The organism is Helicobacter sp. MIT 03-1616 (assembly GCF_000765685.2).
Taxonomy (GTDB): domain Bacteria; phylum Campylobacterota; class Campylobacteria; order Campylobacterales; family Helicobacteraceae; genus Helicobacter_C; species Helicobacter_C typhlonius.
Genome location: NZ_JROY02000004.1, coordinates 50,860 through 64,951, shown reverse-complemented (window position 1 = coordinate 64,951; position 14,092 = coordinate 50,860). Strand labels below are relative to the sequence as shown.

Genomic DNA, 14,092 nt, shown 5'->3' with positions numbered 1-14,092 from the left:
AAAGTAAAAAAGTAACCCGATGTTATGCTTTTGTAAAATATTTTTTTACCAAATAAGCTTTTTATTAGAATCTACACATTACAATCGCACTATCAAATGATGTATAAGGAATAAAATGAGCCATTCTACCTTTGAGCACCCATATTTTGGTGTTTTTATACTCTTTGTGCTAACCTGCATCGCTTTCACGCTCACGCTTCGTTTGCAACGCATTATCTCGCGCAAACTTGCTAAAAAAGAAAGAGAAAAACTCAAAGTCTCTACCTATGAGTGCGGACCAACTCCAGCAAAACAGCAAAACAGAATCTCCACGCATTTTTTTATCTTCGCCCTGCTTTTTGTGCTTTTTGATATTGAAGTGATTTTTATGATTCCGTGGGCTATTGATTTTAAGATTTTTGCATATATGGGGCTTGGCAACTTCGTATTTTTTGAAATGCTAAGTTTTATTGCGCTTTTAGTGATAGGATTCATTTATGCGTGGAAAAAAGGAGCGTTATCGTGGCAAAACATCAAGTAAATTATACACAAAGTGCAGGATTACCTATTGCGCTAAGTAGCGTAGATAAGTTCTTAAATTGGGGGCGCAGCAATTCATTATGGGGCTTAACCTATGGCTTGGCTTGTTGCGCAATTGAAATGATGGCAACAGGTGGGAGTCGCTTTGATCTTGATAGATTCGGTTCTATCTTTCGTGCCTCGCCTCGACAAGCGGATTTAATGATAATCTCTGGCACTCTTACTAAAAAACACGCTGAATTTGCCCGCAGACTTTATGACCAAATGCCTGAACCAAAATGGGTAATCTCTATGGGAAGTTGCGCTAATACCGGTGGAATGTTTAATACCTACTCCACCGTGCAAGGCGTGGATAGAATCATACCAGTGGATATTTATTTGCCCGGCTGCGCTCCTCGCCCGGAAACTTTGCAATATGCGATTATGGCTTTACAGCAAAAGATTCGCAAAAATAAAGCCATTCCACAAAAAGTACCAAAGCGACTTGTATAGCAAGGAGACAAAATGATACGACAAAATCCTCCTAAAGCCAACGCACAAAAAAGCGTGTATTATACGCACCGCTTTGATGTTACCCCTACATCACCAAGAATCCCGCTTGAGGGATTTGACAATGAGCTAAAAGCTATCAGCACACCCATTACAGAGAGCTACATAGAAAATGGCTTTGCAACACTTTGGGTGGAATCTACACAACTTCTCGCACTCATTGCCGAGCTTCACGCATTGGGTTATACCGCACTTACAGAGATGAGCGCGATTGATAAGATAGAGGAAAGCAATGAATTTGAATTATTCTACCTCCTTTTGAATCTCCAAGATACGAGCTCAAAACGTCTAAAAATCAAAACAAAAATCAAAAAAGGGCAAAATATCGCATCGGTTGCTTCACTCTTTAAAAGTGCAAATTGGAGTGAGCGTGAGTGCTACGATATGTTTGGCATTATCTTTGAAGGACATCCCTGCCTACAAAGACTGCTTATGCCACACGATTGGGTGGGGCATCCACTCCTTAAATCCTATCCTTTGCAAGGCGATGAATACGCACAATGGTATGAAATAGATAGAATCTTTGGTAAGGAATATCGCGAGATTATCGGCGCGGAGCAACGAGACAGCGCGAGAATTGATAGGCAAAATAGCAAAGACTTTGCAGAAATTGATTTTAATCTCACTTTTCAAGAGGAAAAAACGCCCCCACTCATCAAATCCCTCAAGACAAACACAAAATTAAAGGCGCGAAGATGAAGCAGAACTACACGAAATTAAAGCCGAATTTTGAAAATATCTTTTTTGAACAAGAGAATGATAAAATGGTGCTTAATTTTGGACCACAGCACCCCTCTGCACACGGACAATTACGCCTCATTTTAGAACTAGAACACGAAAAAATCATAAAAGCCACGCCTGATATTGGCTACTTGCACCGCGGTGTAGAAAAAATGGCTGAAAATATGATTTATAATGAATTTATGCCAACTACCGATAGACTTGATTATATCGCTGCTACGAGCAATAATTACGCTTTTGCTGCAGCGGTAGAAAAGCTCATCGGCGTAGAAGTGCCACTTCGGGCGCAAGTTATCCGCACAATGCTTTTAGAAATTAATCGCATTATCTCTCATATTTTCTTCCTTGGCATACACGGAATGGATGTTGGGGCTTTGTCTATTTTTTTATATTGCTTTATCGAGCGCGAGTATGGCTTGGATTTAATGGAGGATTATTGCGGGGCAAGACTTACGCACAATGCTATTCGTATCGGTGGCGTGCCACTTGATTTGCCCCATAATTTTATAGAGAGTGTAGAAAAATGGACACAGAGTGTGCTTAAAACACTTGATTTAGTGCGTGGATTACTCGATAAAAATAGAATCTGGCGCATTCGCCTTGAAAATGTGGGTGTGATTTCACAAGATTTTGTCAAGCAATGGAGTTTAAGTGGTATTATGGCGCGCGGAAGCGGTATCAAATGGGATATTCGCAAACACAATCCTTATGAGCTCTACTCACAGCTTGATTTTGAAGTGCCTGTAGCAAATGAGGGTGATTGCTACGCGAGGTATCAGCTCTATATTGAGGAAGTGTATCAATCGCTAAAGATTCTAAAGCAGCTCGTTGCTCTCTACCCTAGCACGAGTCCGGAAACTATGGCAAAAGATGCGCGCTACATCTCCGCACCCAAAGAGGATATTATGACGCAAAACTACTCACTAATGCAGCATTTCGTGCTTGTTACGCAGGGTATGCGCCCACCTGTGGGCGAAGTGTATGTACCTACTGAATCTCCCAAAGGTGAGTTGGGTTTCTTTATCCATTCTCAAGGCAGTCCCTCTCCTCATCGCCTCAAAATTAGAACCCCGAGCTTTTACCACACTGGTGCATTACAAGAGCTTTTAGTGGGACATTATCTCGCTGATGTGCCGACTATTCTTGGCTCGACAAATGTCGTTTTTGGCGAAGTCGATAGATAAAGGGGATTCTAATGAAACGATATGATTTGCGACATTTATCAAATGACTTTGAAAATCGCTTAAACGAGCTGTGTGATAGCCTAGAGAGTGGTGAGGTGGGGATTTTTCTTTTCGAGGTAAGAGATTTTGCAAATGTGCAAAAAGCTACTGATTGTATCCTTAATCGTGGTGATGAGTTGCTCAATAGCCTACGTTTTAACGAGGTGGATTGGAGTATCGTAGTAAGGAGGCAAAAGTGATACAATCCTTTGCTACACATATTTTTCAAACTTCACAAAAGCCTATAAAAAAGGATTTTGCAGACTATGATACAATCCTTAGCTTTGGTTACTTTTGGCACACCCTTCCTGCGGATAAGCAACTTTTTGTCCTACATCCGCTTTTTATCAATGAGAGTAAAGCTATAAAATCTTTGCGCTATGAAGTTGGCACGGAATTTGGCGTAATGTGGCTTCTTGCCCACACGCTTTTACATCTGCTTGAAGGCGAAGATTCTAAAACAAATGAGCTTCAAACATCGCTAGAGCAAGTAGATATGGGTTATCTATCTTCTGAAACCAATCTCGCTGAAGAGGAACTAGAGTTTATCACACAACACACACAAGTTTCAAAAAAAACCCTTGCACTCGTGCTTGGCACTGAACTAGCCTTTCACCCAAATGCAAGGGATATTGCCTTGATATGTGGCATACTCGGTAAGAGCAGGCATATTGATATTATTATGCCAGAGATTTTAGATTCTCATATAGATTTTAAAAACACCTCAAATAGCACAGATTCCAAAGCACAGAATACTTTGCAAATATGTGAGGATTTGCCTGAATCCAATGGAAATTTTATATATGTTTTGCCCTATTCAAATAGCGCAGTTAGCAAAGATTCTATAAATACACTTACACTTCCGCCACTCTTTGCCCCCGCGCTCAAGCTCAAATCCAAGCAGCACATTACCCTTAGCTTTGAATCTAACCGCATTGATGCCGTGTGTGAGTGTGATAACACCAAAAAAGGCACGATTGCTATGCTTTATACTTCCACGCTAAACAACATAGGCTATCCTTATAAAAAAGTCGAGGTGATACTATGAATAAAATTACTATCACAATCAATGGACGCACACTCTCGTGCAATGAGGGCGAGAGTATCCTGCAAATCGCGCGTAGAGAGGGCATAGAAATCCCCACTATTTGCTATCTCTCCGGCTGCTCGCCCACTATGGCTTGTAAGCTCTGTATGGTGGATATTGATGGCAAACGCAATTATTCTTGCAACAGCAAGGCAAAAGAAGGTATGAATATCCTCACGCACACAGAGGAAATTAATAAAGAGCGCAACGCTATTATGCAAAGCTATGATGTGAATCACCCCTTGCAATGTGGTGTTTGCGACAAAAGCGGGGAATGCGAGCTACAAAACTACACGCTTAAAATGAAAGTAGAATCACAAAACTATCACATCAAAGAAAACCATAAAGCACATAAGTCGTGGGCAAAGGCAGTCTATGACCCAAATCTTTGCATTATGTGTGAGCGTTGCGCGACCACCTGCAAGGATAATCTAGGTGAGGCAAATCTCAAGGCTCAAAAAGCTGATTTAAACGCGGTCGATAGCGCATTGTGGAAAGATTCAATGCCAAAAGATGCACTAAGCGTGTGGTCGCGTAAGCAAAAGGCACTCATTGATTTCGTGGGCGATACACCTTGTTTTGACTGTGGTGAGTGTATTAGCGTGTGTCCTGTGGGGGCTTTAAGCACAAATGACTTTAAATATAAGGCGAATGCGTGGGAGCTCAAAAAGATAGAATCTACTTGTATCCACTGCCCTATGGGCTGTAAGGTTATCTATGAGGTGCGCCATAATGATACACTCGGCACACCGCATATTTATCGTGTAAAAAATGATTTTTACTTTAACCCTATTTGCGGTGCGGGGCGATATGGCTATGATGTGAGCTCAAGTGTGAATCCAAGTCAAAATCTCCAAGCTGCGATTGATGCGTTCAAAAAAGCCACAAGCATTAATGTGGGCAATCAAACAACCAATGAAGAAGCGTTTGTACTTAATCACATCGCCAAGATTCACAACTGCACCTTACATAATGAGGAAGCGCTACATTTCAAGCACTTTATCAACGCATTTCTTACCCACGTGCAAAAAGCCACGCTCAACAATCTGTCACATTTTAAGGAAGCCCAAAATGTGGTGATTATCGGTAGTGCGATAAACTATGAAGTGCCTACTTTGCGTTATATGTTGAATAACAAATTAAGGATTTCTAAAGGTTCGCAAGCGGTGTATATGCACCCATTAAGTGATAGCCTCATACAAAATCTAAGCAAGAATCTTAGTAGCATAAATTACCACCCAAACGCTCTTAATGTGGCTGTGGGGAGCTTAGCCCTTGCTTACTTGCTTACAAATCCAGATAAAGATTCGCAAACACAAACGCTTGAGGAGATAATAAAGCCAATCCTTGAAAGCAAGTGCATTACGCAAACACCGGTGCAAAAAGAGGTGAAAAAGACAATCACAACAACAAACGAGGTGGGAGAGGAGATAAGCACAGAAACCACAGAAATTGTTGAGGAGATGAAAGAGGAAGTTACCTATAAAGCTTTGAGTGATGCAAATATCAGCAGCGAACATTTAGCCGCCTTAAGTTTGGTATGCCAAAATCAGCCTGTAGTGGCGATTGGTGCAGATGTGTATGCGGATTCACAAGCGCAAGTTTTAGCCAAAATACTCGGTATTTTAGAATCTAAAGGCTTTATCAAGGTGCTTCTTGTGCCACCATTTGCAAATGCGCTAGGACTAGCGATGATTTGCAACCTAAGCCCTAAGAAACAAAAAAGCGAAAATAGCTTTAGTGTCGGTTATCGCACCAGTGGCGATTTTGTGTGTGAATCTAATTTTATCAACACAGATTCTCAATCTAGCAAAAGCTCCACATCTTGCGTAGATTCTAACATAAGCGAATCTAGCCCCAAAGAATACGCACACACGGAGGATTTTACGCAAAAAATTGCGCCAGATTTTATCCTCCCAGCAATTAATCAATTAGAGGGCACTTACACAAGCATAGATTCTAGAATCTTACCTCTTAAACCTGCCCTACCTTTCAAGGGATATGATTTGAGCGATATTGCTAAAGCGTTTGATATGAAAGGCGATTATTTGATTGATTACACGAGCCTTATTTGTGGCTGTGAATTTGATGATTTTGATAATAGATTCCTAAATGATGGCACAGATATGCGAGGCTATCGCTTTAAGTCCTTATCTATCACGCCACTTATGGGTGAAGAATCTAAAGCACTTATCTTGCCAGATATCAAATCCTACAACGCGTATGCACTCAATTCTCCCTCGCAGTTTAATGCTTACACAGCACACAGCGTGCATTTACAAAATAAAGTCGGCATTTATGTAAGTGCAGTATTTTTAGAGGAGCTTGGGCTCAAAGAGGGCGAGTGTGTTTGCCTCACAGATTCTGTAAATGAAGTGCGCGGGGTGGTGTTTGTCGATTATCGTCTCAACACATCTTGCTTCCTTGTTAGCCCATTACTTCGTGGCGCAGAGCAGATTTTTGCCTCGCATTCTTGGGCGAATTTACATATTACACATAAGGATTAAAAATGAGTGATTTGACAGGTGGCATTATTGAGACAATCTTAAAAATTATCGTTGTCCTGCTTATTTTCTCTGCACTCGCAGGGTTTGGCACATATTTAGAGCGTAAGATACTGGGATTTTTTCAAAGACGCATAGGACCAAACTATGTGGGACCCTATGGTTTATTGCAAGTGCTTGCTGATGGCATCAAACTCTTTACCAAAGAGGATATTATCCCCCAAAATGCCATTAAACCTATTTTTATCCTTGCGCCATCACTCGCTGCAATTACCGCATTTGTCGCTATGGCACCTATACCCTTTTTCCCTCAATTTGAGCTTTTTGGACACACGATTACACCTATTATTTCTGATATCAATGTGGGGATTCTGTTTATCTTAGCTGTGAGCTCCTGTGGTATCTATGCACCACTCCTTGCCGGACTAAGCTCGGGGAATAAATGGTCGCTCATCGGTGGTGCAAGGGCAGCTCTACAATTTTTAAGCTTTGAAGTGATTACTTTTCTTTCTCTCCTCGCGCCACTTATGCTCGTTGGCTCGTTATCGCTCATAGATATAAACGCCTATCAGCAAGGCAATATGCTTGATTGGCTCATTTTTAAACAACCTCTCGCTTTCGTGCTTTTCATTATTGCCGCCTATGTAGAGCTTAACCGCACGCCTTTTGACTTGCTCGAGCACGAAACCGAGCTGACTGCAGGGTTTGCGACCGAATACAGCGGCTTAAAATGGGGAATGTTTTTTATCGGTGAGTATGCAAATATGTTTGCCACTGCCTTTATCTTAAGTCTCATATTTTGTGGAGGATTTAACGACTGGGGCTTTATCCCCGGTGGCATTGCGATTTTACTCAAGGTTTGCTTTTTTATCTTTTTATTTATGTGGGTAAGGGCGACATTCCCGCACGTGCGCCCCGACCAGCTTATGCGTATGTGCTGGAAAATTATGCTTCCTCTCGGGTTGCTTAATGTGCTCCTCACTGGCTGCATTTTATTATTTTAGGAGATGTGAATGAAAAAAGATTATTATGTCTTAGCACCTCGCAAAAATCGTGAAAATCAAGCCTTTCTCACGCGCGTAGCTATAAGTATCAAAACAACTCTAGGGCTTGATCTTTTTGCTGGACTCAAAAGATCTTTTGGCGCATTTTTATCTCCAAAAGTAACGATACACTATCCGCTAGAAACTGCACCATTAAGTCCAAGATACCGTGCAGTGCATACATTACAAAGACTTTTAGAATCCGAAAATGAGCGGTGTATTGGCTGCGGACTATGTGAGAAAATCTGCACGAGCAACTGCATACGAATCCTTACCAATAGAGGCGAGGACGGGCGCAAAAAGATTCTAAATTATAGTATCAATTTTGGACGCTGTATTTACTGCGGACTATGTGCGGAAGTTTGCCCAGAGCTTGCTATCGTGCATAGCGGGAGATTTGAGAGCGCAAGCGAACAGAGGGCACTTTTTGGAAACAAAAGCACACTTTTAGAATCTACCTCCTCGCCAATAGAATTTAGCGGCTTTGGCTCTGTATCCTTTAACGCTGATACGCGCGTGAAACAGACGCCGCTAAGCGAAATTGTAGAAAAACAAATTGCTTTGCAAGATTCACAAATCCTTACACAAGAAGATAATCAAACTAGCAGTGCAACATCTCCTGCACAAGAGACAAAGCAAGACAAACAGGAGGGCAAAGATGTTTGAGAGTATAGCATTTTATCTCTTTAGCACATTATGTATCGTGAGCTTTCTTATCGTTGTTTGCTCATCGCAGATTTTATACACAATGACAGCTCTTGCGAGTGGAATGGTTTTTGTCGCTGGTATATTTTTTGTGCTTGATGCGGAATTTTTGGGTGCGGTGCAGATTGTTGTCTATGGAGGCTCGGTAGTTGCTCTATATGCGTTTGCAATGATGTTTTTTGATAGCTCAAAGCAAGTAGTGCAATCTCGCAAAAATGAATGGGTGGCTTGCGTGCTGTGTGTGGGAATTGCCATAGTGCTTGTTGGGGCATTTGGTATGCCACTTGTGGGGAATAATCTCGAAACTATTGCGGATTCACAAAAGCTTATCGATATAGCAGATATGAATAATATTCAAATGATTGGCTATGTGCTTTTTACAAAATATCTTATACCTTTTGAAATTGCCGCTTTTATGTTGCTCGTGGCTATGGTGGCAGGAATTGTATTAAGTGTAAAAAGGAGCGAGAATGGTTAGTATTAATCACTACTTGAGTTTAGCGGCTATATGCTTTTGCATAGGACTTTTTGGCATATTAAGGAGGCGCAATATTCTTATGTTGTTTTTTTCTACTGAAATTTTGCTCAATAGCGTCAATATCGGCTTTGTTGCCGTGGCTTCATATCTTAATGACCTACAAGGCGAAATTTTCGCACTCTTTCTTATTGCTATTGCCGCAGCAGAAATCGCTGTGGGCTTGGGACTTGTAGTGATTTGGTACAAAAAGCATCGCACACTTGATGTCAGCACTTTAGAAACTCTCAAAGGATAGCATAATGATACCTACAAGTGAAACACTCGTGCAAATGGTGTATATAGCACTTTTTGCCCCACTTATTGGTGCGGTTTTTAGCGCGTTTTTTGGACATATGCAAAAATGTATGATTGCGGGTATCGTGCCTACACTCCTACTTTGTGTGTCTTTTATCGCCTCGCTTTTACTTTTTATTGCTGTGTATCAAAGCGAAGTCATCGTTTATATCGATTTTTTAGATTGGATTGAAGCGGGGGATTTTTATAGCTCATTTGGCTTTATGGTTGATAGCATAAGCGTGAGTATGATGGTTGTGGTGAGCTTTATCTCCACAATGGTGCATATTTATTCTATTGGCTATATGAAAAATGATAAAGGATTCAATCGTTATTTTAGCTATTTGAGTGCGTTTGTATTTTCGATGATGTTGCTCGTAATGAGCGATAATCTCTTGGGACTCTTTGCTGGTTGGGAAGGTGTGGGACTATGTTCGTATCTCCTCATTGGCTTTTGGTATGAAAAAGAGAGTGCAAATTTTGCCTCCATTGAAGCCTTTGTGATAAATAGAATCGCCGACCTCGCCCTTATTATTGGTATTTTTCTTATTGTATATCATTGCGAAAGCCTCAAATATGGAGAAATCTTTCTCGCATTACAAAACGAGCAGTTTGATTCAAGTCTGCTTATGTGGGTTGGTGCATTGCTCTTTATAGGTGCTATGGGTAAATCCGCGCAGTTTCCATTCCACACTTGGCTTGCTGATGCGATGGAGGGTCCAACGCCTGTATCCGCGCTTATCCACGCGGCAACAATGGTAACCGCTGGCGTGTATCTGCTCGTGCGCACAAATCCACTCTATCAAATGATTCCCGATGTAGGTTTTTTCATCGCTTCACTCGGCGCATTTGTGGCAATTTTTGGCGCGAGTATGGCACTTGTAAATAAAGACCTAAAGCGCATTATCGCCTATTCTACACTTTCGCAACTCGGCTATATGTTTGTCGCTGCTGGGCTTGGGGCGTATTGGATAGCACTTTTCCACCTCATCACGCACGCATTCTTCAAATCCCTGCTATTCCTTGGTGCTGGGAATGTAATGCACGCTATGGACGATAAGCTTGATATTACCAAAATGGGTGGTTTGCATAAACCGCTACGTTATACGATGATTCTAATGTCTATTGCCTCTGTGGCATTGGCTGGAATCTATCCATTTGCAGGTTTCTTCTCAAAAGATTTAATCCTCGAAGTCGCCTTTTCACAGCATACATTTATATGGACTATTTTATTTATCACTGCGCTTTTCACAGCATTTTACAGCTTTAGACTGCTTATGCTCGTATTTTTCGTGCCTAAAAACCACGCGCAACACCCACACGAGGCGTATTTATATATGCTCCTTGCAATGTTACCACTTGCCATTCTCTCTATGATTGCCGGGCTTAGTGGGGTGCTTTCAAACTTCTTAAGCACACACTTGCCCTATGAATTGCCAGAATTACCAGCCCAAACGCATTTGCTCCTTATTGGTGCTACCTTAACCCTCGTGTGCCTTATAGCCCTATTCAGTATTATCAAATACGCCAAAGGCGGCTTTAGTAGCTTTTGGGAGCGAACATTTATCTATAAGATTCTTATTAATAACTACTACATACCAAAGCTTTATGAGATTTTTTTCATAAAGCCCTATCAAAAATGCGCCTATTTCCTATGGCAAAAAGTAGAATTAGGCATTGATTATTTTGCAGATTCTATTGCATACTTCTTAAAAGCATTAGGAGGCAAACTCTCACTCGTGCAAAATGGCTCACTAACGCGTATGCTGACACTTATGATTATAGGATTAGGTATTTTGCTCTGTGTATGTGTGTGTTATTTTACTTGGAGGCAGTTATGAATTATCTTTTAAGTATTATTATCTTTTTTCCGGCTTTTGCCGCGGTGATTCTATATGTATTAAAAGGCGAGAAAGGTCGCGTTTTTGCGATTATTGTCGCCGCACTCGAACTGCTCTTTGTATTGCTTTTGTGGAGTGAATTTAATATTAATTATGGTGGGATTCAGTTTTATAGTCACATAGAAATCATTCATTCCTTTGGTGTAGCCTATGCTGTGGGCGTTGATGGCATTTCACTCTTTCTTATCACGCTCAATGCGCTTCTCACACTCTTTGCTTTATCGCTTTTTAAATATATCAAAACCTCTATTGCTATTGCGGTTTTATTCCTTGAAAGCATTATTATGGGTGTGTTTAGCGCACTTGATGTAATGCTCTTTTACATTTTTTGGGAGTTTTCATTGCTTCCCGTGCTTTACTTACTTGGCATTTGGGGAGGTGAGAAGCGAATCTACGCTGCCATTAAATACTTTGTCTATGCCTTTGGCGGTTCAATCATTATGCTCGTGGGAATTTTGTATTTCGCCTATCAATACAAGCTCTTTATGGGTGTGTGGAGCTTTAACCTCCTTGATTGGTATCAAATCTCTTTTAATACACAGCTCCAAAAATGGCTTTTCCTTGCATTCTTTATCGGTATGGCAGTGAAGATTCCACTCTTTCCACTTCATTCGTGGCAACCACATACCTATACGCAAGCACCGATGATTGGCTCTGCACTCCTATCGGGCGTTGTGAGTAAAATGGGAACTTACGGGCTTTTGCGCTTTGTCTTACCTCTTTTTCCAGACGCGAGTAGCTGGGCTACTCTTGTCGTAAGCATTATATGTGTAGGTATGGTCGTCTATGGCGCAATGTTAAGCCTCGTGCAAAAAGATGCAAAAACCCTCTTAGCCTATGGCTCTATCTCGCATATGGGTATCATCGTGCTAGGACTTTTTTCGCTCAATACAGAGGGATTAAGCGGGGCTGTATTTTTTATGATTTCACACGGACTCGTGGTAGCTGCACTCTTTTTCCTCGTAGGTGCTGTGTATGAGCGCACACAAACGCAACAAATATCACAGATTCAAGGACTTGCCCATAGTATGCCAAGGCTTAGCAGCACATTTGGTATTGTAATGATGTGCTCTTTGGGACTGCCATTGACTATGGGATTCGTGGGCGAGGTGCTCTGCCTCTATGGGATTTTCCAAGTCAATCCAATCATCGCATTTTTAGCCGGAAGTAGCTTCTTTGTGGGTGCAATTTATATGCTCGTGCTCTTTAAAAGAGTATTTTTAGGCAATATATCTCCTACACATAGCACCCTCAAAGACTTTAATCTAAGGGAAAAAATCGTGTTTGCACCTATTGTGGCTATTATTATCTGCTTTGGTGTGTATCCTAAGCCACTGCTTAATCCTATTAGCACGAGTGTGCAGACGCTACTCCCCATACTTACGCCGACAAATCCTAGCACCACGACAGAGCGCAATAAAATGGGAGAGCAAAATATCTTTATTTACAAAAGCGCCCCCGATGATTTTGACGAAGGGGTACTTGTTATCCCAAACATAGGAGATTAAAATGCCAGAATCTATGAATTTTTCTTTCACACAGCTAAATGTAGCACTTCTTATCCCTATGTGTATTTCGCTCGTTGGCGGCATTGTGTTGCTAGGGGTTGGGATTTTCAATAAAGCAAAATCGCGCGAGTTGTATATTGCCATTAGTATGCTTTTTGTAATTTTGAATCTTGGCTTTTTGTTCCTCGAGGGTAGCCCACAACCCCAGCTTGGATTCTTTAATCTCCTGCTTGTTGATGGTATTTCAATCCTCGTGCAGATTCTAATCCTACTCTCTAGCTTTATTATCTTGCTTTTTTTAATGCACAAAAATACGCGGACAGAGACACAAGGCGCAGAGTTTTACGCGCTCTTGCTCTTTGCTATCGCCGGATTTGGCTTTATGGTATCAAGTGAGAATCTTATCCTTATCCTCCTAGGCTTAGAATGCGCTTCTTTAAGTATTTATACGATGATTGCGCTTCATAACAAAACTTCGGCATTTGAAGCGGCGATAAAATATTTTGTGCTTGGCGCATTAGCCACAGCTTTATTTGCTTTTGGTGCGCTCCTTTTATACGCGGCTACGGGTAGCTTAGAGATTTCGCGCATTAGTGTGTTTTTGCAGGAACATACCTATGAGCCTCACACTCTCGTGTATGCGGGATTTGTATTCCTACTCGTTGCGCTAGGATTCAAAATCTCTATCGTGCCTTTCCACACTTGGGGACCAGATGTGTATGAAGGCTCAAATGCCCTTCTTACAGTGTTTATTGCCATTGTACCAAAGATTGCCACACTTGGCGTGCTGATTAGAATCTTTGGTATCTTTATCCACGCTCACAACCCATTTGTAGAATATACGCTCTATGTAATGATAGCGCTCACAATGACTATACCAAACCTCATAGCACTCGTGCAAAAAGATGTTAAACGTATGTTAGCTTATAGCTCCATATCACATTCTGGTTTTGTGCTTAGTGCTATTCTTATCGATGCTCCGGGCATTGTATTTTTGTATTGGTTCTTCTTTGTCTTTGCAAATCTCGGCGTATTTGGCATTTTATGGCTCTACATAGATTCTAGAAATAACGACACTTCCCATAGCTTTGAATCTTTAAGCGGTTTAATAAAGACAAATCCCACTCTTGGGGCTTTGCTCTCGCTCCTTATGTTTGCACTTGGTGGCATTCCACCCTTTTGTGTATTCTGGGGGAAAATGTATCTTATGCAGGCAGTGCTCAATACAGATTACATAATCCTAGCTCTACTTATGGCATTTAATAGCACTCTCGCAGCATTTTACTACCTCAAAGTTGTCGTGTATGTCCTCGCTAAAGAGCCCAAAGACGCTGTGCCTTATCGCGTAGAAATGGAGACTTCTAGCATATTTGCCCTAACCATTACCGCCATTATCAGTTTGTGCTGTATATTTATGGTCCAAAATTTGCTTGAAGTTGTAGCGACTTATATAGGAAATAGTGGCTTTTAGGTTTTGCTTTTAGCCACTTTAGGAGTGCGT

14 protein-coding genes are annotated in these 14,092 nt (G+C 41.3%); all 14 read left to right on the top strand.

Going from position 1 to position 14,092, the window contains the following annotated elements; translation table 11 throughout:
- Positions 1–115: 115 nt before the first annotated feature.
- From LS67_RS03900 to nuoN, 14 genes are read left to right on the top strand one after another with little or no spacing between them, the layout of a single operon-like run.
- Entirely contained in the window at positions 116–520 is a 405-nt protein-coding gene (locus LS67_RS03900) for an NAD(P)H-quinone oxidoreductase subunit 3 (RefSeq protein ID WP_034326116.1), read from the top strand.
- Positions 502–1,011 (top strand): NuoB/complex I 20 kDa subunit family protein, encoded by a 510-nt coding sequence (locus LS67_RS03895; protein ID WP_034326117.1) that lies wholly within the window; start codon positions 502–504, stop codon positions 1,009–1,011. Before LS67_RS03900 ends, LS67_RS03895 begins: the two co-directional genes overlap by 19 nt.
- A gap of 12 nt (positions 1,012–1,023) precedes the next feature.
- Positions 1,024–1,767 carry an NADH-quinone oxidoreductase subunit C gene (locus tag LS67_RS03890; protein WP_034326119.1) on the top strand — a complete coding sequence of 248 codons (744 nt, stop codon included), beginning with the start codon at positions 1,024–1,026 and terminating at the stop codon, positions 1,765–1,767.
- Entirely contained in the window at positions 1,764–2,993 is a 1,230-nt protein-coding gene (gene nuoD, locus LS67_RS03885; RefSeq protein ID WP_034326120.1) for an NADH dehydrogenase (quinone) subunit D, read from the top strand. The genes LS67_RS03890 and nuoD overlap by 4 nt, the downstream gene beginning before the upstream one ends.
- 11 nt (positions 2,994–3,004) lie before the next feature.
- Positions 3,005–3,232 (top strand): NADH-ubiquinone oxidoreductase subunit E family protein, encoded by a 228-nt coding sequence (locus LS67_RS03880; protein ID WP_034326122.1) that lies wholly within the window; start codon positions 3,005–3,007, stop codon positions 3,230–3,232.
- On the top strand, positions 3,229–4,080 hold the full coding sequence (locus LS67_RS03875; protein WP_052099829.1) for a hypothetical protein: 852 nt from the start codon (positions 3,229–3,231) through the stop codon (positions 4,078–4,080). Before LS67_RS03880 ends, LS67_RS03875 begins: the two co-directional genes overlap by 4 nt.
- Positions 4,077–6,626: an NADH-quinone oxidoreductase subunit G gene (locus LS67_RS03870; protein WP_034326123.1), complete on the top strand. Its 2,550-nt coding sequence runs from the start codon at positions 4,077–4,079 to the stop codon at positions 6,624–6,626. The genes LS67_RS03875 and LS67_RS03870 overlap by 4 nt, the downstream gene beginning before the upstream one ends.
- Positions 6,627–6,637: 11 nt before the next feature.
- The gene (gene nuoH / locus LS67_RS03865) at positions 6,638–7,627 is read left to right on the top strand and encodes an NADH-quinone oxidoreductase subunit NuoH (RefSeq protein WP_034326174.1); all 990 of its coding nucleotides are present in this window, start codon (positions 6,638–6,640) and stop codon (positions 7,625–7,627) included.
- Between the two features lie 9 nt (positions 7,628–7,636).
- Positions 7,637–8,332: an NADH-quinone oxidoreductase subunit NuoI gene (nuoI, locus tag LS67_RS03860; protein WP_034326125.1), complete on the top strand. Its 696-nt coding sequence runs from the start codon at positions 7,637–7,639 to the stop codon at positions 8,330–8,332.
- Positions 8,325–8,849, top strand: coding sequence for an NADH-quinone oxidoreductase subunit J (locus LS67_RS03855; protein WP_034326128.1), 525 nt, complete (start codon positions 8,325–8,327; stop codon positions 8,847–8,849). The genes nuoI and LS67_RS03855 overlap by 8 nt, the downstream gene beginning before the upstream one ends.
- The gene (gene nuoK / locus LS67_RS03850) at positions 8,842–9,144 is read left to right on the top strand and encodes an NADH-quinone oxidoreductase subunit NuoK (RefSeq protein WP_034326129.1); all 303 of its coding nucleotides are present in this window, start codon (positions 8,842–8,844) and stop codon (positions 9,142–9,144) included. Before LS67_RS03855 ends, nuoK begins: the two co-directional genes overlap by 8 nt.
- A gap of 4 nt (positions 9,145–9,148) precedes the next feature.
- Complete coding sequence (gene nuoL / locus LS67_RS03845) at positions 9,149–11,023, top strand: NADH-quinone oxidoreductase subunit L (RefSeq protein WP_034326132.1); 1,875 nt, start codon at positions 9,149–9,151, stop codon at positions 11,021–11,023.
- Positions 11,020–12,591 (top strand): NADH-quinone oxidoreductase subunit M, encoded by a 1,572-nt coding sequence (locus LS67_RS03840; RefSeq protein ID WP_034326134.1) that lies wholly within the window; start codon positions 11,020–11,022, stop codon positions 12,589–12,591. Before nuoL ends, LS67_RS03840 begins: the two co-directional genes overlap by 4 nt.
- 1 nt (position 12,592) lies before the next feature.
- Positions 12,593–14,062, top strand: coding sequence for an NADH-quinone oxidoreductase subunit NuoN (nuoN, locus tag LS67_RS03835; RefSeq protein WP_034326135.1), 1,470 nt, complete (start codon positions 12,593–12,595; stop codon positions 14,060–14,062).
- Positions 14,063–14,092 lie beyond the last annotated feature (30 nt).

What these genes read in the sequence shown, in the direction of transcription:
- LS67_RS03880 (WP_034326122.1), top strand. Translation starts at nt 3,005, where the DNA reads ATGAAACGATATGATTTGCGACATTTATCAAATGACTTTGAAAATCGC.
- LS67_RS03870 (WP_034326123.1), top strand. Translation starts at nt 4,077, where the DNA reads ATGAATAAAATTACTATCACAATCAATGGACGCACACTCTCGTGCAAT.
- LS67_RS03840 (WP_034326134.1), top strand. Translation starts at nt 11,020, where the DNA reads ATGAATTATCTTTTAAGTATTATTATCTTTTTTCCGGCTTTTGCCGCG.
- nuoL (WP_034326132.1), top strand. Translation starts at nt 9,149, where the DNA reads ATGATACCTACAAGTGAAACACTCGTGCAAATGGTGTATATAGCACTT.
- LS67_RS03900 (WP_034326116.1), top strand. Translation starts at nt 116, where the DNA reads ATGAGCCATTCTACCTTTGAGCACCCATATTTTGGTGTTTTTATACTC.
- nuoN (WP_034326135.1), top strand. Translation starts at nt 12,593, where the DNA reads ATGCCAGAATCTATGAATTTTTCTTTCACACAGCTAAATGTAGCACTT.
- nuoI (WP_034326125.1), top strand. Translation starts at nt 7,637, where the DNA reads ATGAAAAAAGATTATTATGTCTTAGCACCTCGCAAAAATCGTGAAAAT.
- LS67_RS03855 (WP_034326128.1), top strand. Translation starts at nt 8,325, where the DNA reads ATGTTTGAGAGTATAGCATTTTATCTCTTTAGCACATTATGTATCGTG.
- nuoK (WP_034326129.1), top strand. Translation starts at nt 8,842, where the DNA reads ATGGTTAGTATTAATCACTACTTGAGTTTAGCGGCTATATGCTTTTGC.
- LS67_RS03890 (WP_034326119.1), top strand. Translation starts at nt 1,024, where the DNA reads ATGATACGACAAAATCCTCCTAAAGCCAACGCACAAAAAAGCGTGTAT.
- nuoD (WP_034326120.1), top strand. Translation starts at nt 1,764, where the DNA reads ATGAAGCAGAACTACACGAAATTAAAGCCGAATTTTGAAAATATCTTT.